21 protein-coding genes are annotated in these 22,336 nt (G+C 64.7%); 13 read left to right on the top strand and 8 right to left on the bottom strand.

Annotated features, from left to right (window positions below; all coding sequences use genetic code 11):
* Window positions 1-204 precede the first annotated feature (204 nt).
* From GV068_RS10230 to GV068_RS10220, 3 genes are read left to right on the top strand one after another with little or no spacing between them, the layout of a single operon-like run.
* The gene (locus tag GV068_RS10230; RefSeq protein WP_229464002.1) at window positions 205-555 is read left to right on the top strand and encodes a hypothetical protein; all 351 of its coding nucleotides are present in this window, start codon (window positions 205-207) and stop codon (window positions 553-555) included.
* A complete protein-coding gene (locus GV068_RS10225) occupies window positions 556-2,025 on the top strand; it encodes an ATPase domain-containing protein (RefSeq protein WP_159697220.1) in 1,470 nt (489 codons plus the stop codon). It begins immediately after the preceding gene.
* 54 nt (window positions 2,026-2,079) lie between these two features.
* On the top strand, window positions 2,080-3,408 hold the full coding sequence (locus GV068_RS10220) for an ATP-binding protein (protein WP_229464000.1): 1,329 nt from the start codon (window positions 2,080-2,082) through the stop codon (window positions 3,406-3,408).
* On the opposite strand, the gene GV068_RS10215 is transcribed toward GV068_RS10220, so the two are convergent.
* Window positions 3,409-4,620, bottom strand: a complete 1,212-nt coding sequence (locus GV068_RS10215) for a pyridoxal phosphate-dependent aminotransferase (RefSeq protein WP_159697218.1) — start codon at window positions 4,618-4,620, stop codon at window positions 3,409-3,411. It abuts the gene before it with no gap.
* 89 nt (window positions 4,621-4,709) lie between these two features.
* A complete protein-coding gene (locus tag GV068_RS10210; RefSeq protein WP_159697217.1) occupies window positions 4,710-6,224 on the bottom strand; it encodes a peptide MFS transporter in 1,515 nt (504 codons plus the stop codon).
* A gap of 166 nt (window positions 6,225-6,390) precedes the next feature.
* On the opposite strand from GV068_RS10210, the gene GV068_RS10205 reads away from it, so the two are divergent.
* Window positions 6,391-7,347: an amidohydrolase family protein gene (locus GV068_RS10205; protein ID WP_159697216.1), complete on the top strand. Its 957-nt coding sequence runs from the start codon at window positions 6,391-6,393 to the stop codon at window positions 7,345-7,347.
* Between the two features lie 176 nt (window positions 7,348-7,523).
* Complete coding sequence (locus GV068_RS10200; protein WP_159697215.1) at window positions 7,524-9,911, top strand: TIM-barrel domain-containing protein; 2,388 nt, start codon at window positions 7,524-7,526, stop codon at window positions 9,909-9,911.
* A 136-nt stretch (window positions 9,912-10,047) separates the two neighbouring features.
* Here the strand turns inward: GV068_RS10200 and GV068_RS10195 are convergent, their stop codons facing one another.
* Entirely contained in the window at window positions 10,048-10,671 is a 624-nt protein-coding gene (locus tag GV068_RS10195) for a LysE family translocator (protein ID WP_159697214.1), read from the bottom strand.
* Window positions 10,672-10,717: 46 nt separating this feature from the next.
* Window positions 10,718-11,521, bottom strand: coding sequence for an exodeoxyribonuclease III (gene xth / locus GV068_RS10190; RefSeq protein WP_159697213.1), 804 nt, complete (start codon window positions 11,519-11,521; stop codon window positions 10,718-10,720).
* A gap of 187 nt (window positions 11,522-11,708) precedes the next feature.
* On the opposite strand from xth, the gene GV068_RS10185 reads away from it, so the two are divergent.
* The 4 genes from GV068_RS10185 to GV068_RS10170 are packed head-to-tail and all read left to right on the top strand — an operon-like array spanning window position 11,709 to window position 14,683.
* On the top strand, window positions 11,709-12,542 hold the full coding sequence (locus tag GV068_RS10185; RefSeq protein WP_159697212.1) for an ABC transporter substrate-binding protein: 834 nt from the start codon (window positions 11,709-11,711) through the stop codon (window positions 12,540-12,542).
* Window positions 12,543-12,545: 3 nt separating this feature from the next.
* Complete coding sequence (locus GV068_RS10180; RefSeq protein ID WP_159697211.1) at window positions 12,546-13,241, top strand: amino acid ABC transporter permease; 696 nt, start codon at window positions 12,546-12,548, stop codon at window positions 13,239-13,241.
* Between the two features lie 7 nt (window positions 13,242-13,248).
* Window positions 13,249-13,941, top strand: a complete 693-nt coding sequence (locus tag GV068_RS10175) for an amino acid ABC transporter permease (RefSeq protein ID WP_159697210.1) — start codon at window positions 13,249-13,251, stop codon at window positions 13,939-13,941.
* A gap of 13 nt (window positions 13,942-13,954) precedes the next feature.
* Window positions 13,955-14,683 (top strand): amino acid ABC transporter ATP-binding protein, encoded by a 729-nt coding sequence (locus GV068_RS10170; protein WP_159697209.1) that lies wholly within the window; start codon window positions 13,955-13,957, stop codon window positions 14,681-14,683.
* A 6-nt stretch (window positions 14,684-14,689) separates the two neighbouring features.
* On the opposite strand, the gene GV068_RS10165 is transcribed toward GV068_RS10170, so the two are convergent.
* On the bottom strand, window positions 14,690-14,851 hold the full coding sequence (locus GV068_RS10165; protein ID WP_159697208.1) for a hypothetical protein: 162 nt from the start codon (window positions 14,849-14,851) through the stop codon (window positions 14,690-14,692).
* A 57-nt stretch (window positions 14,852-14,908) separates the two neighbouring features.
* On the opposite strand from GV068_RS10165, the gene GV068_RS10160 reads away from it, so the two are divergent.
* The gene (locus GV068_RS10160) at window positions 14,909-15,157 is read left to right on the top strand and encodes a hypothetical protein (RefSeq protein ID WP_159697207.1); all 249 of its coding nucleotides are present in this window, start codon (window positions 14,909-14,911) and stop codon (window positions 15,155-15,157) included.
* A 12-nt stretch (window positions 15,158-15,169) separates the two neighbouring features.
* Here the strand turns inward: GV068_RS10160 and GV068_RS10155 are convergent, their stop codons facing one another.
* Genes GV068_RS10155 through map form a run of 3 tightly spaced genes read right to left on the bottom strand, consistent with a single transcriptional unit; the run spans window position 15,170 to window position 19,368 of the window.
* Entirely contained in the window at window positions 15,170-15,916 is a 747-nt protein-coding gene (locus GV068_RS10155) for a pseudouridine synthase (RefSeq protein WP_159697206.1), read from the bottom strand.
* Between the two features lie 21 nt (window positions 15,917-15,937).
* Window positions 15,938-18,520 carry a [protein-PII] uridylyltransferase gene (locus GV068_RS10150; RefSeq protein ID WP_159697205.1) on the bottom strand — a complete coding sequence of 861 codons (2,583 nt, stop codon included), beginning with the start codon at window positions 18,518-18,520 and terminating at the stop codon, window positions 15,938-15,940.
* An 11-nt stretch (window positions 18,521-18,531) separates the two neighbouring features.
* Complete coding sequence (map, locus tag GV068_RS10145; protein ID WP_159697204.1) at window positions 18,532-19,368, bottom strand: type I methionyl aminopeptidase; 837 nt, start codon at window positions 19,366-19,368, stop codon at window positions 18,532-18,534.
* A gap of 280 nt (window positions 19,369-19,648) precedes the next feature.
* Here map and rpsB point away from each other — a divergent pair, with 280 nt between their 5' ends.
* The 3 genes from rpsB (at window position 19,649) to pyrH (ending at window position 22,334) form a co-directional block, all read left to right on the top strand.
* Window positions 19,649-20,398, top strand: coding sequence for a 30S ribosomal protein S2 (gene rpsB, locus GV068_RS10140; RefSeq protein ID WP_159697203.1), 750 nt, complete (start codon window positions 19,649-19,651; stop codon window positions 20,396-20,398).
* Window positions 20,399-20,553: 155 nt separating this feature from the next.
* The gene (gene tsf, locus GV068_RS10135) at window positions 20,554-21,459 is read left to right on the top strand and encodes a translation elongation factor Ts (protein ID WP_159697202.1); all 906 of its coding nucleotides are present in this window, start codon (window positions 20,554-20,556) and stop codon (window positions 21,457-21,459) included.
* Between the two features lie 158 nt (window positions 21,460-21,617).
* Window positions 21,618-22,334, top strand: coding sequence for a UMP kinase (gene pyrH / locus GV068_RS10130; protein ID WP_159697201.1), 717 nt, complete (start codon window positions 21,618-21,620; stop codon window positions 22,332-22,334).
* Window positions 22,335-22,336 lie beyond the last annotated feature (2 nt).

Raw genomic sequence — 22,336 nt, 5'->3', positions numbered from 1 at the left:
TAGACTTGCTGCGCACTAAATACATAGATACAACATTGCAAAATGGCCAGTGCAGTTGCGTCACAGGCTATAATGCCCCTATACCGAAAGCGGGGGCGACACCCGTTCGCGGGAAAGATTAACGAAAAGCGGCATACATTGTTCCTTAACGAAGACATGATGACTAGCAAGGGCCCGTCAGGACAGGCTACGGAGTGCGCCAGCTTGCTGTCGCCGTGGCGGCGCATTGCTCAGCAGCTCTGCCCGCTCATCGGCGAAAGCGGTTTCTGTGCGCTGTTCAGCCGCGCCTGCCATGTGGTGGGGCCCGACTACGCCTGGCTGATCCCACAGCAGCCGTGCCGCTCGCCCGAGCAGCTCTTCGGCGCGCTGGAAGAACGCATGGCCCTGGTCGACGCCGAGCGGGCGGCAGCCACCAACGACGCCTTGCTGCGTACCTTCACCCAATTGCTTGCCGCACTGATTGGGGAGGGGCTGACGCAGCGCCTGCTCGCGTCGGCAACGGCCACTCCGGACATGGCGGCAAGCCTGCAGAAGAATGCACAGGAGCAGAAATAAATGAGCGACAAAGTAAGCTTGGGAAAATTGGCCACGGGTGTACCCGGGCTCGATATTCTCCTGGGCGGTGGACTGAACGAGTATTCGTTCAACCTGATCACCGGATCACCCGGTTGCGGCAAGACGACCATGGCGCACCAGATGATGTTCGCGCTGGCCACCCCCGAACGTCGCGCCCTGTTCTTCACGGTGCTGGGCGAACCGCCCCTGAAGATGCTGCGCTACCAGCAGCAGTATTCCTTCTTCGACATGGAAAAGGTCGGCAGCGCCATCCGCTATGTCAACCTGACGAATGACCTGCGCGCCGGAGACTTCAACGGCGTGCTCGAGCGCATCACCCGGGAAGTCGAAGAATTCGGCCCGAGCCTGGTGTTCGTCGATTCCTTCCGTTCGGTCATCCAGACCGCCCGCAACGGCAACGAGGGCATGAGCGACCTGCAACACTTCGTGCAGGAGCTCGGCACCCGCATGACCAGCTGGATGGCGACCACCTTCCTGATCGGCGAGTACCAGCACGACGATACCGAAGCAAACCCGATCATGACGGTGGCCGACGGCGTGATCGCCCTGAGCCAGCAGTCCGAGCGCGCTGCCATCGTGCGCAAGGTCCGCATCGTCAAGATGCGCGGCCAGGCCCACATGTCGGGCTCGCACACCTTCCGCATCACGGACCACGGGCTGCGCATCTACCCGCGGATGTTGCCGCCGCTGGCTGCGGATCGCGCACCGGGTCCCGCGGTGGACGTCAATCCACTGCGCATCCCGACCGGTACGCCCGGCCTCGACGAACTTCTCCACGGCGGCCTGCCGCAGGGCCATTCGATGCTGGTCATCGGCCCGACCGGCTCGGGCAAGACCATCATCGGCACGCGCTTCCTGCAGGCCGGCGCCGCGCGCGGCGAGAACGGCGTGCTGATGTGCTTTGAAAAGGGCACCGCGCGCCTGCGCAATGCGGAACTGGCGGACATGGTCCGTTCAGGTAAGGTGCATGTGGTGGAAAGCCGCCTGATTGACCTGACGATGGAAGAGCTGGAAGACGAGCTCTTGACCGCGATCGACCGCAGCAAGGCCAGCCGCGTGGTCATCGATTCGCTGTCCGAGGTGAACCTGTACCTGGCGCCCGAATGCCGGCGCGACCTGCGCGACGGTGTATTCCGCATGCTGAGCAGCCTGGCCAAACGCGGCGTCACGGTGCTGGTTACCATCGGCCTCGACGAACCGGTGATCAACATGAACTACACCCGGCCGGATATGGCCTACATCACCGATGCCGTCGTGGGCATGCGCTACGCCGAGAGCGATGGCCAGGTACGCAAGTACATGTCGGTGGTCAAGGTGCGCGGGACCAGCCACAGCACCGATGTCCGCGAGTACCGGATCACGGACGAGGGGCTCGAGATCGACCCCATCGCGGCCCCCGTCAACGGCGTGCTGTTCGGCGCCACGGACCGCGCCAACCGGGGCGAGTGAGGACACATGGGAACGTTTGATGAATTAGGCGTCGCATCCGAACAACGTTCCCTGATGGGCGATAGCGAGTGCTCCGCCGGCCCGTCGCAAGACCAGCAGGAGCTGCGGCAGCGCATCGCGGTCCTCGAGGCCGAGCTGTCGCAAGCGCGGATCCTGGCGCGCGAACGCGACCTGCTGGAAGAGCAGGTCGTCCAGCTGCGCGAAGCGAATGAAAACCTGGTGCTGGCGACCGTCAGCGCCCAGTCCCTGCGCGACCTGGCCGAAGCCACCAACCGCCGCCAGACCGAGTTCCTCGCCATGCTGGCGCACGAGCTGCGCAATCCGCTGGCGCCGCTGAGCATGTCGGCCAGCCTGCTGGGGAGCCTGGCAGGTTCCTCGGTCCAGCTGTCTCACGTCGCCGGGGTGGTGCGGCGCCAGGTCGACCACATGGCGCACCTGCTCGACGACCTGCTCGACGCTGCCCGCATCAGCAGCGGCAAGATCACCCTCTCGGTGCGTCCGCTGGCGCTGGCGGGCGCCCTCGACCAGGCGATCGAAACGGTGGCGCCGCGCATCCGCGAGCGCGGGCAACAGCTGGACGTCGCGCTGCCCGACGAGGCCTTGACCATCGACGGCGACCCGGTGCGCCTGATCCAGGTCTTCGCCAACCTGCTCGGCAACGCCTCCAAGTACACCCGCGACGGTGGCCGCATCGGGCTGCACGCCTGGCGCGAGGGCGAGCAGGTCGTGGTGCAGGTGAGCGACAACGGCTCCGGTATCGCCGGCGACATGCTGCCGCAGATCTTCGACCTGTTCATCCAGGGGCCACGCTCGCTGGCGCGTTCCGAAGGAGGGCTGGGTATCGGCCTGAACGTGGTGCGCAACCTGGTCGGCATGCATGGCGGGACGGTGGCGGCCGAGAGCGCGGGCGAGGGCGAGGGCAGCACCTTCACGGTGCGTCTGCCGCTGTCGGCCACGCTCACCCCGGCCCCTGAACTTCCGGCCGGGCCGAGCACCGCCGAAGGCGCCTGCCGCATCCTGCTCATCGAAGACAATGTGGACGCCTGCGACACCATGCGTACGCTGCTGGAACTGGCCGGCCATGAAGTGGCGGTGGCCTACGACGGGCACGCGGGCCTGGCGGCGGCGCAGGCGCGGCGCTTCGACATCGTCATCTGCGATATCGGCCTTCCCGGGCTGGATGGACTGGAAGTCGTCAAGCGCCTGCGCGGCAGCGAGGGCGCGGACACACCGTTCGCCATCGCCCTGTCGGGCTACGGCCAGAATGAAGACCGCGAACGCGCGCTGGGCTCCGGCTTCGACCGCTACCTGGTCAAGCCGGCCGCGCCGGACGCCCTGCTCGAACTGGTCGGCGAAGCGCGCGAGGTCCGGCAGGGCGCCTGACTAGCCGCGAAGGAAACGCGCCAGGCGCTCTACCGCTTCTTCGATACGCTCCAGCTTCGTCGCGTACGAGAAGCGCACATGGCGGCTAGGCGCCGCAAATCCGAAATCGTCTCCCGGCACGATCGCCACATGGGCTTCGCGCAGCACCGACCAGGCAAAGGCGGTGCTGTCGTTGGCGTGCGCATGGGTCAGGGCGCTGATGTCGGCGTACACGTAGAAGGCGCCGTCGGGCATCACCGGCACCTGGAAGCCGAGCTCGCGCAGGGCCGGCACCAGGTAGTCGCGGCGGCGCTGGAACTCGCGGCGCCGCTCCTCGTAAATCTCCAGCGCTTCCTGGGTGAAGCAGGCCAGCGCGGCCTGCTGCGCTACGGTGGGCGCGCAGATGAACAGGTTCTGCGCCAGCTTTTCAAAAGTCGGCACCAGCGCTTCCGGCACCACCAGCCAGCCCAGGCGCCAGCCGGTCATGCTGAAGTACTTCGAGAAGCTGTTGACGGTAATGACGTCCGGGTCCAGCGCCAGCGCGCTGACGGGCTTGTGGTCGTAGGACAGGCCCTGGTAGATCTCGTCGATGATGGCGAAGCCGCTGCGTGCGCGCACTGCCGCCAGCATGTCGCGCAGCTGCTCCGGCGTCATCGAGGTGCCGGTCGGGTTCGAGGGGGAGGCCACCAGCACGCCGCGCGTGCGCGCGCTCCAGTTGGCGTCGACGTGGGCGCTGCTCAACTGGTAGCGGTCGCTGCTTCCCGCAGGGATCAGCACCGGCTTGCCACCGAAAGCGGAGACGAAGTGGCGGTTGCATGGGTAGCACGGGTCCGGCATCAAGACCTCGTCGCCGTCGGCGACCAGCGCGGCGCAGGCCAGCAGCAGGCCGGCCGAGGCGCCTGCCGTGACGACGATGCGACGCGGATCGATGTCGAGGCCGTGCACGGCCGCGTAGTGGCCGGCGATCGCCTCGCGCAGTTCGCGCAGGCCGAGCGAATCGGTGTACTGGGTGATGCCGCCCTTGATGGCTTCCATGGCCGCGTGGGCGACGATGTCGGGCGCGGTGAAGTCGGGCTCGCCCACGCTCATGCTGATGACGTCGATACCGCTGCGCTTCATTTCGCCGGCGGCTTTGACCATTTCCATGACGCGGAACGGTTCGATGGCGTGGACACGCTGCGCAACCTGGAGGGCGTGCGCGGTGTGGGTCTCGGTGGGGATAGGAAGGGACATGCCGGAATCCGAAAAATCTGATCCAGCATCATACCGTAGGGTGGGCCGGGGCGCGTAGCCGCTATGCCGCCCACCCCGTCAAACGAACATCATTGATGCGCGTGGTGCGTCGCGGTGAGACGACGCATCAAGGGCAGCGCCGCCAGCGCAATCAGAGTGCACACAATCGCCGCCATTCCCAGTTTATTGAACAGGCTCGTATAGACCGTCAGCGTCTGCAGCGGATCCGTCATCCCTTCCGGTACCGCGGCAATGTTCGCCACCAGCCCGCCCAGGTACTGCGAAATGCCGACGCCGACGTAGTAGGCGCCCATCATGAAGCCGCCCATGCGTGCCGGCACGTAGCGCGCGATCATGGCCAGGCCCAGGCCGCTCACCAGCAGTTCGCCCAGCGAATACAGGCCGTAGCCCGCGATCATGATCCAGGACGAGGTCAGGCCGTTCACCGCAAACGCCCCGGCGACGCCGTAGGTGAAGAAGCCGGCCGCCACCACCGCGAAGCCGAGCGCAAACTTGCCGGCGATCGAGATGTCCTTGCCGCTGCTGCCGGCATGGGTGTAGATCCAGGCCAGCACCGGGCTCAGGACCATGATCCAGATCGCGTTCAGCGCCTGGAACTGGGCCGGCGACCAGGTCCACAGGTGGGCGCCCAGCACGGTGAACTCGAGGTCGACGTTACGCAGCGCGAACAGCGACAGCGAGGTCGACATCTGCTGGTAGAAGATGAAGAAGAACACGGTCTGCAGGGTGAGCACCAGGGCCGCGATCAGGCCGGCGCGCTCGCTCGGCTGGCTGGTGCGGATCAGGTGGAAGAAGATGCCCAGCACGACCAGGCCGGCGACGTAGACAAAGGCGCGCGCCAGTTCGCGGTACTCGAGGATGACGGCCGATGCCGCCACCGCCAGCACACCGCCCGCCAGCACCGCTAGCAGGCGGTTCATGCGCAGCGGTTCGGCATCCGGCGGCGAGCCGATATGGCCGATGGTCTTGCGCAGCACGCCCACGGTGAGCAGGCCGATGGTCAGGCCGACGCTGCACGCCGCAAAGGCCACATGCCAGCCGAGTTCACCGCCATAAGTGGCGTTGACGTAGTCCTTGATGGCCGGCGTGGCCAGCATCGAGAAGGTCGAGCCGACGTTGACCGCCATGTAATAGATGGTGAAGGCGCTGTCGATCTTGGAATCGTCGCCCTCGTAGATCTTGCGCACCAGGTTGGCCGTGTTGGGCTTGAACAGGCCGTTGCCGACCACAATCACGCCCAGCGCGGAGAAGGTCATCCAGGTGTTGGTGGTGGGGACGCCCATCAGCGCGTAGCCGAGGGTCAGGATCAGCGCGCCGAGGATCATGCAGCGGCGCGTGCCGAGCACCTTGTCGCCGATCCAGCCGCCGATGGCCGGCGCCACGTAGATCAGCGCCGCCGCCGCGCCCCAGACCAGGTTGGCGCGGCTGTCCTCGAAGCCCAGGCGCTGCACCATGAAATAGACGATCAGCGCCTGCATGCCGTAGTAGCCGAAGCGCTCCCACAGCTCGATCAGCGCGACCGTGAGGAATGAGCGGGTCTGGCCGATGGGCTGGCCCACCTGCGCCGGAATATCGTTCTTCATGTGTCTCCTTGCTCTCTTGTTTTGTCCGCCCTGGCGGCGGGATCAGGGGATGCTACGCGAGGCGCATGAATCATGCAATCTTGACAGTCGGTCGTGCCAATGAGATAAGATGGCCTTTTGTCCGGTATCAGTTTGGCTGCCGGCCCATCCTGTGCGAGGTGTATGTATGAGGCGTCTTTCCGTTTTGTTGTGCGCGATCCTGGGCGTGCAGGGACTGCCGATCGGCGCGGTGAACGCAGCGCCTGCCGTGCCCGCGGCGCCTCTCGCCGACCACCAGCAGTACGTGTACAGCCCCGCGGCCGCGGCCTTCCTGTCCTCGTCCTCGCCGAGCATGCGGCCGGTGTCGGCCCGCGACGTGATCCCGCAGCTCGACGCCGCCGGCATCGAACGCGCCGCCGTGCTGTCGGTGGCCTACGTGTATGGACAGCCGGTGCGCTCGCCGGGCGAGGAATACCAGCGGGTGCGCGCCGAGAACGACTGGGCCGCGCGCCAGGCCGCCGAATACCCGAACCGCCTGGTGGCGCTGTGCAGCGTCGACCCGCTCAAGGACTATGCGCTGGCCGAGCTGGCGCGCTGCGCCGCCAGTCCTGAATTCGGCCGCGCCATCCGCTTGCAGCCGGCGGAAGGCGGCGTCCAGCTGGACGATCCCGAACAGGTCGAACGCCTGCGCCGCGTGTTCCGTTCGGCGAATGCGCGCGGCATGGCGATCGTGCTGCAGTTGGGCGAGACCGGCACGCGCGAGGCGCGCCTGCTGATCGAACAGCTGCTGGCGCACGCCCCCGACGTGCCGGTGCAGGTGGCGTATTCCGGCGAACGCGAAGCCGCGCCGCAGCTGGCGGGGCTCGCCGTGCTGGCCGATGCCGCCGCGCGGCGCGACCCGCGCATGCGCCACGTCTGGGTCGATGTCACCACCTTTGCGCGCCCGAGCCTGTCGGCCGCCGATGCGCGCCGCCTGGTGCGGCGCCTGCGCCAGGTCGGCATGGAGCGGGTGCTGTACGGTTCCGACGCCGCGGCCGGCGCCGAGGTGCGCCCGCGCGACGCCTGGGCCGCCTTCCGCAGCCTGCCGCTCACCGACGCCGAAGCGGCGCGTGTGGCCAACAATGTGATGTCCTACCTGCGCTGAGCGCGCAGACGCGACGAAGTCCGGCTACATGAGCGCCGGGGCTGGAGGTCGTGCTGGGGTGGAAAGCTCGCTGGTGCATCGAGCCGATCCTGTAATTTAATTACATTGCCACTTTTTCATGGCGCGGTTTTCTGTCATGCTCTCGCTTGCCGTTCACAAATCAAAACCGAGACCCCATGACGAAAACCACGATCGCCCGGCTTCTCCTGTGCCTGCTCGCCAGTCCGCTCGCCTTCGCCCAGAACGCCGAGCGCCAGTTACAAGGCGTCACCCGTAACCAGAACACGCTGGAGCTGGCCACCAGCGATGGCCGCTACCTGATCAAGCCGTATTCGGCGCATGTCGTCGAGACAACTTTCATTCCGAATGGCCAGCAGTTCGACGCCGCCTCGCATGCCGTGGTGCTGGCGCCTGTCGACGTCGGCGCCACGCTGAAGAACGAAGGGAACCGCATCGAGTTCGCGACGCCAGGCATCACCGTCGTGGTCGACAAGAAGCCCTTCCGCATCAGCTACCTGTACAAGGGCAATCCGCTGGTCGCGGAGAAGGGCGGCTACGCCCGCGGCGACAAACTGGAGACCATCGAATTCGCGCTGGAAGACGGCGAGGCCCTGTATGGCGCCGGTGCGCGCGCGGTCGGCATGAACCGTCGCGGCAACCGCTTCCAGCTCTATAACAAGGCCGACTACGGCTACGGCAAGACCTCGACGCTGCTGAACTTCACGATCCCGGTCGCGCTCTCGTCGAAGAAGTACGCGATCCACTTCGACAATCCGCAGGTCGGCTTCCTCGACTTCGACAGCCGCAAGGACGGCACGCTGCGCTACGAGGTGATCGGCGGGCGCAAGACTTACCAAGTGGTCGCCGGCGACAGCTGGGGCGACGTCATGGCCAATTACACCAGCCTGACCGGCCGCCAGCCGCTGCCGCCGCGCTGGGCCTTCGGTAACTTCGCCAGCCGCTTCGGCTACAAGAGCGAGGCGGAGACGCGCGCCGTGGTCGACAAGTTCGCGCACGAGAAGATTCCGCTGGACGCGGTGGTGCTCGACCTGTTCTGGTTCGGCAAAGAGGTCAAGGGCACCATGGGCAACCTGGCCTGGGACCGCGACACCTTTCCGAACGCCGAGAAGATGATGGCGGACTTCAAGCAGAAGGGCGTGAAGACCATCGTCATCACCGAGCCATTTGTCTTGACTACCTCGCAGCGCTGGCAGGAAGCGGTCGAGCGCAAGGCGCTGGCCACGGACAAGGCGGGTAAACCAGCCACCTACGATTTCTACTTCGGGAACACCGGCATCGTCGACCTGTACACCCAGCAGGGCCGCGACTGGTTCTGGGACATCTACAAGGGCCTCAAGGCCGGCGGCGTGAGCGGCTGGTGGGGCGACCTCGGTGAGCCAGAAGTGCATCCGTCCTGGGTGCAGCATGGCGGCGGCAAGAGTGCGGACCAGGTCCACAATATCTACGGCCACGACTGGGCGCGCCTGATCGAGGAAGGCTACAAGAAGGAGTTCCCGAACGAGCGTCCCTTCATCCTGATGCGCTCCGGCTATTCCGGTTCGCAGCGCTTCGGCATGATCCCTTGGTCGGGCGATGTCAGCCGCGGCTGGGGCGGACTGCAGTCGCAGATGGAGATCTCGCTCCAGATGGGCATGCAGGGCTTGGCCTACATGCACTCGGACCTCGGTGGTTTCGCCGGTCCCGTGCTGGACGACGAGCTGTACGTGCGCTGGCTGCAGTACGGCGTGTTCCAGCCGATCTTCCGTCCGCACGCGCAATCGGATGTGCCACCGGAGCCGGTGTTCCGCGCCGAGCGCACCAAGGTGCTGGCGCGCGAAGCGGTGTGGCTGCGCTACGCCATGCTGCCGTATAACTACACGCTCGCTTTCGAGAACAGCCAGACCGGCATGCCGCTGATGCGTCCCGTGCTGTTCGAGGATGGCGAGGTCACCTCGCTGTCCTCGACCTACCTGTGGGGCCAGGACTTCCTGGTGGCGCCGATCGTGGAGCCGGGCGCGACGCGCAAGGAAGTCCAGTTCCCGGTGAAGGACAGCGTCTGGTTCGACTTCCACACGGGCGAGAAGCACCTCGGCGGCATTCTCGAGGTGGTGAAGCCGGTCGAGGCGAATATTCCGGTGTACGTGCGCGCCGGCGCCTTTATTCCGATGGCGAAGGTGGTGCAGACCACGCGCGACTATTCGACCCGCAATATCGACTTGCACTACTACCACGACGCCAGCGTCAAGCGCGGCGAAGGGAAAATGTATGACGACGATGGCGAGACGGCCGATGCCTATGCCAAGGGCAAGTACGAGATCGTGCGTTTCGCCAGCAGCTATGCGGACGGGAAGCTCGAGATTGCGCTGCAGACCGAGACCGGCAAGGCGCAAGCTGCCGCGGAGCGTGGGTTCGCGCTCAAGGTGCACAATGTCGAGAAGAAGCCGCGCGCGGTGACGGTGGATGGGCGTGCAGTTGCGTTTGACTGGAACGGCAAGCATCAGCTGCTGGAAGTGCCGCTGGCGGCGCGCAAGCAGCCGGCGGCAAAGGTCAGCATTGCCCTGTAAGCCTTAGTACCGTTATCCTAAAGACCGTCGTCCCGGCGAAGGCCGGGACCCAGTTTCTGCTAGCGAACCGCGAACAAACTTGGATTCCCGCCTGCGCGGGAATGACGGGCAAGGGTTGGTAGAAAGAGGAGGCGTATCAGCGCGCCACGATCAAGCGCAGGCCCAGGCCGACGAAAATCGCGCCCGCGATCCGATCCAACCACATGCCTGCCCGCGGGGTCCGATTGAGCCACTGTCCAATCGCGCCCGAAAAGTAACCAAGCAATCCAAACAGCACCGCCGCCTGCACCGTAAAGGTCAGTCCCAGCCAGGCAATCTGCCAGTTCGCATCCCCACGCGACGCCACCACGAACTGCGGCAGGAAGGACAGGAAGAACAGCACCACCTTCGGATTGATCGCATTCGCCAGCAGCCCCTTGAAGAACAGCTGGCGCGCCGATTCGTCCGGCACCACGCCCGCAGCCTGTGCAACGCCGCGACTGCGCAACGCACCAATCCCCATCCAGATCAGGTACAGGCCACCGGCGATCTTCAGCGCCGTGAAGGCCGTCGGCGACGCCGCGATCAGCGCGCTCACGCCGATTGCCGCCAGCAGCGTGTGGTTCAAACACCCAAGCGCGCAGCCGAGGCCGAACGCGATGCCGCGCGCACGTCCTTTGGCGATACCGACGCCCAGCACCATCATGTTGTCGGGGCCGGGCGAGAGCGTGATCAGGATGGCGGCGGTGAGGAAACCGAAGAACTGTTCTGGCGTGAGCATGGCGGGCCTAAGCGTTGGCAAACCAGCATCTTAGCCTAAAGCCGGCTCAGTGCTTGCCCTTCGGCTGCACCACCGCGTCCATGTCCAGCTCGACCCAGGTCGGCGCGTGGTCGCTCGGCTTTTCCTTCGCGCGCTGGAACTTGTCGACGCCGGCGCCGCGCAGCGCGGGCGCCAGGGCAGGGCTGAGCAGCAGGTGGTCGATGCGGATGCCGGCGTCGCGGCCGAAGGCGTTGCGGAAGTAATCCCAGAAGGTGTAGATCACCTGGTCCGGATACAGGGTACGCAGCGAGTCGGTCCAGCCCTGAGACATCAGGCGCTCGAAGGCTTCCCGCGATTCTGGCCGGAACAGGGCGTCGTCGACCCAGCGTTCCGGCTTGTACACGTCGAGGTCGGTCGGAATCACGTTGAAGTCGCCGCACATCACCACCGGCACCTTCGCTTCGAGCAGCTCGGCGCCGCGCTGGATCAAGCGCTCCATCCAGGCCAGCTTGTAGTCGAACTTCGGTCCCGGCGCCGGATTCCCGTTCGGCAGATAGAGGCCGCAGACCAGCAGGCCCTGGTAGACCGCCTCGATGTAGCGGCTCTGTTCGTCGGTCGGGTCGCCCGGCAGGCCGCGCTGCACTTCCTGCGCCGGGCCGTCGCGGGTGAGGATGGCGACGCCGTTCCAGCTCTTCTGGCCGTGCCAGATGGCGTGGTAGCCGGCTTCCCGGATCGCGCTTTCGGGGAACTTCTCCTGCGGCGCTTTCAGCTCCTGCAGGCAGACCACATCCGGCTTGCGTTCCCCGAGATACTCGAGCAGGGCGCCCAGGCGGGCGCCGATTCCATTGACGTTGTAGGTAACGACCAGCATGCTGCCTCCGCAGATTTCGTGTTCTTCTTGCTACTTTAGCATGCGTGACGCCGGGCACGGCTGGCTGAAGATTTCTCGGCGCTTATGTGTCAGGGCGCATTTTCTTATCGCTAATTGATCGTTCGGCCATGCAAGATGATGGCCTATACTGTTGCGATCGAATTTTTGTAGTCTGGAGAAGAAGAACATGTTCACCCGCCGTCACATCCTCATCGGTGCGCTCGCCCTGTCCGCCAACCTTGCTGCCAGCGCCGCCGCGCAGGCCGACCAACTCGCGGACATCAAGAAGAAAGGCGAGATCGTGTTCGGCGTGCTGGGCACGGACGAGCCGAACAGCTTCATCGATCCGAAGACCCGCCAGCTGGTCGGTTACGAGATCGACATCGCGACTGCGGTCGCGAAGAAGATCGGCGTCACACCCAAGTTCAAGCAGATGTCGGTCTCGGCCCGGATTCCCGAGCTGCAGCAGGGCCATGTCGACGTGCTGGCCGCCACGCTCACCCACAACAAGGAACGCGAGTCGCAGGTCGACTTCGCATTGACCCACTTCGTCACCGGCTCGAAAGTCATGGTGCGTGCAGGTAGCGGCATCAGCGCGCTGCCCCAGCTGGCGGGCAAGAAGGTCGTGACGGTCCGCGGCGGCACCCAGGAAACCAACATCCGCGCCGCCGTACCGAGCGCGGAAGTGGTCACCTTCGAAAACACCCAGCAGGCCTTCCAGGCCCTGCGCCAGGGGAAGGGCGTCGCCTACGTGAACGACGAGTCCTCGCTGCTGGCCGACTACGGCAAGCTGGGCCCGGCCGCGAAGGGCTTCACCATCCTGCCGACCAGCATCGGCATTGAAGCGATCGCGCTCGGCCTGCGCAAGGGCGAAAAAAGCCTGAAGGCTGTGGTCGACGAGACCCTGCGCGGCCTGGAAGCGAGCGGCGAAGCCGAGAAGCTGTTCAACAAATGGTACGGTCCTGGTACCCGCGCCAACATCGCCAAGCGCACTTTCAAGATCAGCGCCGACAAGATTTAAGTTTTGCAGTTTTTCGATCCCAGTATCCTGCAATCCGGCCAGTACCATGAATGGCTGGTGCAGGGGCTCATCCTTTCCCTTCAGCTGACTGCAGCCGCCTTCGTCGTGGCCTTGCCCTTCGGCGCGCTGCTCGCCGTCATGCGCACGTCCAGCATCGCGCTGCTGCGCGCCGTCGGTTCGACAATTGTCGAAGCGATCCGCAACGTGCCACTGCTGGCGCACCTGCTGTTCTGGTACTTCGCTTTCCCCGAGCTGCTGCCGGAAGCGGCGCGTGAGTTCCTGTACGCGCACAACCCGGAAGCGGTGTGCGCCGTGATCGCGCTGGCGCTGTACAGCGGCGTGCACATGGCCGAGGATATCCGCAGCGGTATCCGCGCGGTGCCAGCCAGCCAGCTGGAAGCCGCGCGCTCGCTTGGCCTGGGGCGCTTTGCCAGCGTGCGCCTGGTGCTGCTGCCGCAGGCGTTCCGCGCCTCGATCCCGCCGCTGCTGTCGCAGACCGTCAACCTGTGGAAGGACACCAGCGTGGCGACCGTCATCGGCGCCGCCGAACTGATGTACCAGGCCGCGCGCGTGGAAACCACCACCTTCCGCAGCGTCGAAGCCTTCACCTTCGCGACCCTGGCCTATTTGACCGTGTCGCTCCTGATTTCCTTCGCCGCCTGGATCTTCCAGCGGCGTTATCCGGTCCGTCCGGCATGAGGTTAATGTGCTCGAACTGATCGATACCTACTGGCTGTACTTCCTTGTCGGACAATACCCGGACGGCCCGCTCGGCGGCTTGAGCCTGACCGTGCTGCTATCCGCCGGCGCGCTGCTGCTGGCGATGCCTCTGGGCCTGCTGCTGGGCGTGGCGCGCGTGAGCAGCCATGCTGCCATCCGCTGGCCGGTGGCCGCGCTGGTGCAGGTGGTGCGCGCGGTCCCGCTGCTGCTCGTGGTGTTCTGGGTCTACTTCTTCCTGCCGGCGGTCACCGGCGTCAAGACCGGGCAGGCGACCACCATGCTGATGGTGCTGGTGCTGTTCGACGGCATCTACCTGGCCGAGATTGTGGCCGCCGGCATCCGCGCGCTGCCGAAAGGGCAGCTGGAAAGCGCCCGTTCGCTTGGCCTGTCCTATCCGCAGGCGCTGCGCCTGGTGGTGCTGCCGCAGACGCTGAGGAATGGCCTGCCCTCGATCGTCAGCCAGCTGGTCTCGACCATCAAGGCGACTTCGCTCGGCTACATCATCGGCCTGTCCGAGGTCTCGTTCATCGCGACCCAGGTGAACACCCTGGTGTTCACGCAGGCGGTCGAGGTCTACCTGATCCTGGCGCTGACCTATTTCATTCTCTGTTTCGGCCTGTCCCGCCTGGCCTTCCTGCTCGAACGCCGCCTGCAGCGCGGTGCAAGGCAGGCATCGTAAAAGGATTCGAACGATGATCGTTCTCGATAAAGTCAACAAGTGGTACGGCGACTATCGCGCGCTTACCGATGTCAGCGAGCAGGTGGAAAAGAACGAGGTGGTGGTCGTGTGCGGCCCCTCCGGTTCCGGCAAGTCGACCCTGATCCGCACCCTCAACCGGCTGGAAGAAATCGACAGCGGCACTATCGCCATCGATGGCCGCGACATCCATGCCAAGGGACTGGACGCGAACGAGCTGCGCGCCGGGATCGGTTTCGTGTTCCAGCACTTCAACCTGTTCCCGCACCTGACCGTGCTGGAGAACTGCACGCTGGCCCCGGTCAGCTTGAAGCGCGCGAGCCCGAAAGAAGCCCGTGAGTACGCGATGCAGCTGCTGGAACAGGTGGGCCTGGCGCACAAGCGCGACGCCTACCCGAACGCGCTGTCGGGCGGCCAGCAGCAGCGCGTGGCGATTGCGCGCAGCCTGGCGATGCGCCCGCCGATCATGCTGTTCGACGAACCCACCAGCGCCCTCGATCCGGAAATGGTGGGCGAAGTGCTGCAGGTGATGCGTTCGCTGACTGATCAGGGCATGACCATGGTCTGCGTGACCCACGAGATGGGCTTCGCACGCGAAGTAGCGGATCGCATCCTCTTCATGAGCGAAGGCCGCATCCTGGAGCGCGCCAAGCCGGAGGACTTCTTCACCAACCCGCAGCATCCGCGCGCCCAGCAGTTCCTGGCCGATCGCCGCCGGGACTGATCCGGTCTATTCCTGTACTGCCTCCGGCGGGTACAGGATCCGGGTGCCGCTGACCTGGGCGAAGGGCGTCAGCGTATGGGGCTTGGTCTTGCCCTTGTTGATGATGTGTTCGATGCCATGTTCGCGCAGCAGGTCGATGAATTCGTCGGCTGCCGTTCCGATCGTCAAGGTGTCGTCAATACCCCGTACAATGCGCCCCTGCATTTCGCCACATGGAGCTCCAGCATGGAAAACATCGACCAGCGTTACCTCGTCCAGCAAAACAAACGTACCGACGACGGCAACAAGCCACCCGTATTTGCCCGGGTCATGCGCAGCAAGGAAGGCAAATTCGAAGGCGTTTCCTTCATCCGGAACAAGGAAAAAGCGACCGTCATGACGATCGCCGAAGCGGAGGAAGTAATCCGTTGGGCGAAGCAAAAGAAGGGCGATGCCCAGCAATACGACACCAGGATCATTTGTGTCGGCCAATAAGGCCGGAAAGCCTCAAAACTGCTCGTCCGGCCGCAGGTAACGCCACTGCCCCGGCGGCAGGTCGCCGAGCTTGACCTTCCCGATGCGCACCCGCTTCAGACCAAGCACCTTCAGGCCGACCATGTCGCACATGCGGCGGATCTGGCGCTTGCGGCCTTCCCGCAGGGTGAAACTGAGCTGGTCATCGTTCTGCCAGCGCACCTTGGCCGGCAGCAGCGGCTTCCCGTCCATCCACAGGCCTTGGTTCAGCTTTTTCAGCTCGGATTCCGGCAGCGTGCCCGGCTTGGTGTACTGCACCCGCACCAGGTATTCCTTCTCGACCGACGTGTTCTCGCCGATCAGCTGCTTGGCGATGCGGCCGTCCTGGGTCAGCACCAGCAGGCCCACCGAATCGATGTCGAGGCGCCCCGCCGGCACCAGACTGCGCAGCTGGGTCGGGTGGAACTGCTCGGGCGAAGGATCGTCCGGCCAGCGGTTCTCCGGCTTGATCAGGGTGACCGCCGGCTTGTAGCCATCCTCGGCCTGGCCGCTGACGTAGCCGACCGGCTTGTTGATCAGGACCGTCACGCGCTTAGATTGCTCGGCTGCGGCCTGGCGTTCGACCGTGATCTTCTGGTGCGGCAGCACCTTGCTGCCCAGCTCCGAGACCACCTGGCCGTCCACGCGCACCCAGCCTTTGGCGATCCAGTCATCGGCTTCGCGGCGCGAGGACAGGCCGAGTTCGGACATACGTTTGGAGAGGCGGACAGGTTCGGTCATCGGGGAAACAGGAAAAAAAGGTTAAATCTTGAGTGCGTCGAGCAGATCGGTCTCGAGCTGCACCTGGGTGCGCGGGTTGTTCAGGGCGGGGCCGTCGATCAGGAACACGTCTTCGACGCGCTCGCCCAGGGTCATGATCTTGGCGGTGTGCAGGTTGATGCGGTAGCGGGTCAGCACGCTGGCGATCGCGTACAGCAGGCCGGGGCGGTCGTTGGCGGCCACCGACAGCACGTGGAACTGGCCGCGTTCATCCGGGCGCAGGTCGACCGTCGGCGTGACCGGGAAGGTGCGCGACAGGCGCGACAGCCGGCCGCGTGAGGGCGGCGCCAGGGCGTCCTGCGAGGCCAGTTGCTCGCACAGTTCATGCTCGATCAGGCTGATGATGTCGCGGTAGCTGCCGGCGAAGTTTTCCTCGGTGACGAGGAAGGAGTCGAGTGCGTAGCCGTGGCGGGTGGTGTGGATCTTGGCGTCGAGGATGCTGAAGTTCTTGCGCTCGAAGTAGCCGCAGATGCGCGCGAACAGGTCCGGCTGGTCCTTGACGTAGACCGCCACCTGCAGGCCTTCGCCGATCGGCGCGAGGCGCGCCTTGACCACGGGCTTGTCGTTGTCGACCTTGTCGTGCAGGGCACGCGTCTGCCAGGCGATGTCGGACGCGTCGTGGCGCAGGAAGTAGGCGACATCCAGCTGCTTCCACAGTGCTTCGTGGGCGTCGGCCTGCAGGCCGTACAGGCGCAGCGTGGCCAGCGCTTCCTTCTGGCGCGCGCGCAGTTCGCGGTCGGCGCTGTGCGGCTCGCCGCCCAGCACGCGCAGGGTCACCTTGTACAGGTCTTCCAGCAGCTTGGCCTTCCAGGCGTTCCACACTTTGGGGCTGGTGCCGCGGATGTCGGCCACGGTGAGCAGATACAGCGCCGTCAGGTGGCGCTCGTCCTTGACCAGGGCGGCGAAGGCCTGGACCACGTCCGGGTCGGACAGGTCCTGCTTCTGGGCGACGGTCGACATGGCCAGGTGCTGCTGGACCAGGAACACCACCAATTCGGTGTCGGCTTCGGGGATGCCATGGCTGCGGCAAAAGTCCGCCGCGTCCTGCATGCCCAGTTCCGAGTGGTCGCCGCCGCGGCCCTTGGCGATGTCGTGGAACAGGGCCGCCACGTACAGCAGCCAGCGGTCGCGGAAATTGGCGATCAGCTGGCTGCAGAACGGGTATTCATGGGCGTGTTCCGGCATCGTGAAGCGGCGCAGGTTACGCACCACCATCATGATGTGCTGGTCCACCGTGTAGACGTGGAACAGGTCGTGCTGCATCTGGCCGGTGATGCTGCGGAAGGCCGGCAGGTAGCGCCCGAGCACGCCCATGTCGTTCATGCGCCGCAGCGCGTGCACCAGGCCGTTCGGGGCTTTCAGGACGCGCAGGAACAGGGCCTTGTTGGCCGCGTTGGCGCGGAAGTCCTCGTCGATCACGTTCCGCGCGTGCCACAGCGCACGCATGGTGCGCGCCGTCATGCCCTTGATGTCGGGGCGCTCGGTCATGGCCACGAAGATCCCGAGCACGGTCGAGGGGAAGCGCTCGAAGGTGTCGTCGTCGGCGATGTCGATGAAGCCGTTGACTTCGTTGAAGTGTTCGTTGAAGTCGCCGCCGATCGGCACCGCCGCGCAGGGGCGCGGGAACAGCTGGGCCTCGATATTCTGCAGCATGATGGTGTTCATCTGGGTGACCACCTTGGCCGCCCAGTAGTAGCGCTGCATCAGGAATTCGCTGGCGCGGCGGCCGTCGGCATTCTCCAGGCCGAAAGTCTTGGCGATCGCGGTCTGGACGTCGAACACCAGCCGGTCTTCGCGCCGCTTGGTCTGCAGGTGCAGGCGCACGCGAATGTCCTTGAAGGCGTACTCCTTCTCCATCAGCTGGCGCGCTTCAGCGCGCGTGATCAGCTTGGCGCGCGCCAGCTGGCTCCAGGATTCGGCCAGGCCGGCAGCCTTGGCCACCCACATGATCACCTGCAGGTCGCGCAGCGCGCCCGGGCTTTCCTTGACGTTGGGTTCGAGCGCGAAGGCGGTGTATTCGTACTTGGCGTGGCGCAGCCGCATCTCGGCAGTCTTGGCCTGGAAAAAGGCCTGCGGGTCGAGCGCCGCGCGGTAGCGCTTGCGCAGTTCGTCGAACAGATGGGGATCGCCGCTGACCAGGCGCGCTTCCAGCAGACTGGTCTGCACGGTGATGTCGGCGCGCGATTCGACCAGGCATTCATCGACGGTGCGGATGCTGTGGCCGATCTCCAGGCCGAGGTCCCAGAACAGCTGGACCAGGGCTTCGAGTTTGGTCTGGGTGATGTGGTCGGCCGGCTGGCCGAGCAGGATCAGGAGGTCGACGTCGGAGTAGGGGAAGAGTTCGCCGCGGCCGTAGCCGCCCACGCCCACCAGGGCGGTGTTGGCGGGCAGGCCGGCGGCAAGCCAGGCGCTCGAGAGCACGCCGTCGACGCAGGTACGCAGGCCGCGCAGCAGCTTTTCCGGCTTGCCGTCCTGGTGGAAGGCGTCGATCAGGACCTGGCGCTCGGCCTTGAGCCGCTGGCGAAGTTCGGTACGCGAGCTGTCGAGAAGCGCCGCCTGGCCCATGGTCGCGTCCCTTAGGCTTCGGCCGGGGCGTACTGGGGCAGCAGCGGCAGCACGATGGCGGGCGGCGGCGGGCTGCCGGCCGACATGGTCAGCACTTCGACGCCGGTCTCGGTGACCAGCACCGTGTGTTCCCACTGCGCGGACAGGCTGCGATCCTTGGTCTTGATGGTCCAGCCGTCCGGCATCTCGCGGATTTCGCGGCGGCCGGCGTTGATCATCGGCTCGATGGTGAAGATCATGCCGGGAACCAGCTCTTCGCCGGTGCCCGGACGGCCGTAATGCAGCACCTGCGGCTCTTCGTGGAAGACACGGCCGACGCCGTGGCCGCAGAACTCGCGCACCACGCTGTAGCCGTGCTTCTCGGCGTGCTGCTGGATCGCGTGGCCGATGTCGCCCAGGCGGTTGCCCGGCTTGACCTTGGCGATGCCCAGCCACATGCACTCGAAGGTGACTTCCGACAGGCGCTTGGCCAGGATGGTCGGTTCGCCGACCAGGAACATGCGGCTGTTGTCACCATGGAAACCTTCCTTGGTGATCGGGGTGATGTCGATGTTCAGCGCATCGCCGCTCTTAAGCACGCGATCGCCCGGGATGCCGTGGCAGATGACGTCGTTGACCGAGGCGCAGATCGAGCCGGGGAAGGGCGGGTAGCCCGGCGGCGCATAGTTCAGCGTGGCCGGCGCCGTGCCCTGCACGTTGATCATGTAGTCCTTGGCCAGGCGGTCGAGTTCCCCGGTCGTGACGCCCGGTTTGACGAAGGGCGTGATGTAGTCGAGCACTTCGGAGCCGAGGCGGCAGGCGACGCGCATGCCTTCGATTTCTTCGGGGGTCTTGGGGGTGGAGGCCATAGATTCTTATCCTGCAAATAAGTTTAGCCCGGATGCCGGGCGATATTGCGCCATTATAAAGCTTTCGTAGGGTGGGCGGGTCTCCCCGCCCACGCGGCAATACATGAGTGCTCACGTCCAACTTGAAAAGTGTCTCAAATCCCGCTAGAATCTCGGGTTGCTCGTATTCGCATCGAGCAACGTTGTAAAAAACGTCTTTTTAATGAAATCGCGAACGTGGCCGCAAAAGGGTGCCGAACAGGTGACTGGCCACGTTCAAGACCCAACCCTGGAGAATTACATGTCCGTTACTATGCGTGAAATGCTGGAAGCCGGTATCCACTTCGGTCACCAGACCCGTTTCTGGAACCCGAAAATGGCGCCGTTCATCTTCGGTCATCGCAACAAGATCCACATCATCAACCTGGAAAAAACCATGGCGATGTACCAGGATGCGATGAAGACCATCAAGCAGATCTCGGCCAACCGCGGCACCATCCTGATGGTCGGCACCAAGCGTCAGGCCCGCGACATCATCGCCGCTGAAGCAGCGCGCGCTGGCGTGCCGTACGTCGACCAGCGCTGGCTGGGCGGCATGCTGACCAACTTCAAGACCATCAAGACCTCGATCAAGCGCCTGAAAGACATGGAAGCACAGATCGAGTCGGGTGAAGTCGAGAAGCTGTCGAAGAAAGAAGCCCTGATGTTCCAGCGCGAGCTGGTCAAGCTGCAGAAGTCGATCGGTGGCATCAAGGACCTGGGCGGCGTGCCTGACGCGATCTTCGTCGTCGACGTCGGCTACCACAAGGGCGCCATCACCGAAGCCGGCAAGCTGGGCATCCCGGTCATCGGCGTGGTCGATACCAACCACTCGCCAGAAGGCGTCACCCACGTGATCCCGGGTAACGACGACTCGTCGAAGGCGATCACCCTGTACGCACGCGGCGTCGCCGATGCGATCCTGGAAGGCCGCGCCAACGCCACCAACGAAGTCGTTGAGATGGTCAAGGCCGCTGGCGACGACTTCGTCGAAGTTTCCGAGCAGGCATAATGTAGGGCAGGTCAGACCTGCCTGAGCATCAGAAGGGGGCGCCGAGCCGTGGCACGAGCCCCCCTTTTTTTAAGCACGACGCTTAGCAATAAATTATCGTTCGGTGTCCGTTGGGCGACTGAACTATCTACATCAAACAATTGGGAGAATTCAACATGGCAGCTATTACCGCAGCGATGGTTGGTGAACTGCGCGCGAAGACCGACGCGCCGATGATGGAATGCAAGAAGGCACTGACCGAAGCCGAAGGCGACATGGGTCGTGCCGAAGAGATCCTGCGCGTCAAGCTGGGCGGCAAGGCATCGAAGGCAGCATCGCGTGTCACCGCTGAAGGCGTGGTCGCGGCTTACATCTCGGGCAAGATCGGCGCGCTGGTGGAAATCAACAGCGAAACCGACTTCGTCGCCAAGAACGACGACTTCCTGGCCATGGCCAACCTGGCAGCCAAGCTGATCGCCGAGAACAACCCGGCCGACGTCGCCGCCCTGGCAGCCCTGCCGCACGAAGGCAAGACCTTCGACGACGTGCGTACGGCACTGATCGGTAAAATCGGCGAGAATATGTCCGTTCGCCGCTTCCAGCGTTTCGAAACCACCGCCAAGCTGGCTTCCTACCTGCACGGCGCCCGTATCGGCGTGATGGTCGAGTTCGACGGCGACGATCAAGTCGGCAAGGACGTGGCCATGCACATCGCTGCAATGAAGCCGGTCTCGCTGTCGGCAGAGCAAGTGCCTGCTGAACTGATCGAGAAAGAGCGTTCGGTTGCCCAGCTGAAGGCCCAGGAAGACGCTGACAAGGCGACTGCCGAAGGCAAGCAGCCGCAGTCGGCCGAGATCGTCGCCAAGCGTATCGACGGTTCGGTGCAGAAGTACCTGAAAGAAGTCTCGCTGCTGAACCAGGCATTCGTGAAGAACGACAAGCAGTCGATCGAGCAGTACCTGAAGGCCTCGAACGCCAGCGTGAAGGCATTCACCATGTTCGTCGTCGGCGAAGGCATCGAGAAGAAGGTGGACGACTTCGCAGCAGAAGTCGCAGCCCAGATGGCTGCCAACAAGCAGTAATCAACAAAGCGGGCCGTAAGGCCCGTTTTTGTAGGGTGGTGCAGCGTGCGTCCCTGGTGGCGTGCGCCGCCGCCCGCACCATCTGTCGTTGCAGATGAGACTGTCGCCCGGCGGCGGTCAGACCCGAATTCGAAACACAACATAGGAGCCGCTTCATCATGACAAAACCAGCCTACCAACGAGTCCTCCTCAAACTGTCTGGCGAAGCGCTGATGGGTGACGACCAGTTCGGCATCAACCGCGCGACCATCGACCGCATGGTGGCCGACGTGGCGGAAGTGGCGAAGCTGGGCGTGCAGGTGGCGGTCGTGATCGGCGGCGGCAACATCTTCCGCGGCGTGGCCCCGGGCGCCCAGGGCATGGACCGCGCCACCGCGGACTACATGGGCATGCTCGCCACCGTCATGAACGCACTGGCCCTGGCCGACTCCATGCGCCAGGTCGGCATCACCGCGCGCGTGATGTCGGCGATCAGCATCGAGCAGGTGGTGGAACCCTATGTCCGCCCGAAGGCCCTGCAGTATCTGGAAGAGGGCAAGGTCGTCGTGTTCGCCGCCGGTACCGGCAACCCCTTCTTTACCACCGACACCGCCGCCGCCCTGCGCGGCGCCGAGATCTCGGCCGAGATCGTTCTCAAGGCCACCAAGGTCGACGGCGTCTACACTGCCGACCCCAAGAAAGACCCGCACGCGACCCGCTACAATTCGATCACCTTCGACGAAGCGATCGCCAAGAACCTGCAGGTGATGGACGCCACCGCGTTTGCACTGTGCCGCGACCAGAAGCTGCCGATCAAGGTCTTCTCCATCGTCAAGCCCGGCGCCATGAAAGCCGTGATCATGGGTGAAGACGAGGGTACACTGGTACACGTTTAACA

Origin of the sequence: Massilia sp. 9I (genome assembly GCF_902506415.1) — a bacterium.
Taxonomy (GTDB): Bacteria; Pseudomonadota; Gammaproteobacteria; order Burkholderiales; family Burkholderiaceae_D; genus Telluria.
This window is presented reverse-complemented; position numbering and strand designations above follow the sequence as displayed.